The organism is Streptomyces globisporus (genome assembly GCF_003501885.1).
GTDB lineage: Bacteria > Actinomycetota > Actinomycetes > Streptomycetales > Streptomycetaceae > Streptomyces > Streptomyces globisporus_D.
Genome location: NZ_QWFA01000398.1, coordinates 1 through 1,063 on the forward strand (window position 1 = coordinate 1; position 1,063 = coordinate 1,063).

2 protein-coding genes and 1 pseudogene are annotated in these 1,063 nt (G+C 73.7%); all 3 read left to right on the plus strand.

Features of this window, described 5'->3' with window-relative positions:
• Positions 1-90, plus strand: a pseudogene (locus D3105_RS35680) (NAD-dependent epimerase/dehydratase family protein); the annotation flags it as partial.
• A 72-nt stretch (positions 91-162) separates the two neighbouring features.
• Positions 163-384 carry a hypothetical protein gene (locus D3105_RS33940; protein ID WP_010070345.1) on the plus strand — a complete coding sequence of 74 codons (222 nt, stop codon included), beginning with the start codon at positions 163-165 and terminating at the stop codon, positions 382-384.
• Between the two features lie 107 nt (positions 385-491).
• Positions 492-1,063 (plus strand): TerD family protein (locus D3105_RS33945; RefSeq protein WP_165891145.1); only part of this gene is annotated, 572 nt, incomplete at its 3' end.

The following is a 1,063-nucleotide window of genomic DNA, read 5'->3' on the forward strand; positions in this document are numbered from 1 at the left end:
GCCGCCCAGGGCGAGCTGGACCCGGACGACCCGGCGCACGCCTGCGTGGGCGGCCACTTCGTCACCGACCCGCCGATCTGGCCGCACTGAGCCACTCGGGTGGCGGCGGGGACGACGGAAATCCGGGCGACGCGGGGGCGTCCGGGCGGGCAGGATACGGCCATGCCGAGACCTTCCGGATTCCAGTACGAACAGCAGGGCGACCAGAGCGTCACCATCACCCATCACGGCAGGCCCGCGGGCACGCTGCGCGGCGGCCGGGCGGAGAAGTTCCTGGCCGAGGTGGTCTCGGGCGACGCCCAACTGGTGATGGCGCGCTGGACGGGCGCGTACAAGCACGGCAACGAGCGCACGGCCCGCAACCACCCGCGCAACCGCCGCTGAGCCGCTTCCGGGCCGCCGGGGTACCGCTGCCGGACGGCCGAAAAGCATCTGGTGGACAGAGGGAAAGGTAAGGGAACGGCAAAGCCGGGTCGTTCGTTACCCCGTGCATGACCGCAATGACCCCCGGCTCGAACATTCCCCTCTCCGCCGCCCGCGTGGCGGTGGACGTCGCCGCTCCGGTGCGGCTCGACGTCTCGGGCCTGCTGCTCACCGCCGACGGCAAGGTGCGCTCCGACGACGACTTCATCTTCTACAACCAGCCCTCGGGCCCCGGCGTGACCTACCGCGCCGGCGGGGGCTCGGCGCCCGACGCGATCGTGGTGGACACCACCGCCGTGCCGCCGGGCATCGAGAAGATCGTCGTCACCGCGAGCCCGGACGCCGCGGGCCAGACCTTCCAGGGCATCGAGCCCACCGCCACCGTGCGCAACGCGGACGACGGCAGCGCGATCGCCACCTTCACCCCGCCGCAGCTGGGCGCCGAGACGGCGCTCGTGGTCATCGAGATCTACCTGCGCAACGGCGCCTGGAAGGCCCGCGCGGTCGGCCAGGGGTACGCGAACGGGCTGGCCGGGATCGCCACGGACTTCGGCGTCTCGGTCGAGGAGCCCGCGGCCCCGGTCGCCCCTCCGGTCCCGGCGGCCCCAGCCCCGGTCGCCGGGCCCGTCGACCGACGACC

Coding starts and splice junctions, on each gene's coding strand:
- D3105_RS33940 (WP_010070345.1), top strand. CDS start 163: ATGCCGAGACCTTCCGGATTCCAGTACGAACAGCAGGGCGACCAGAGC.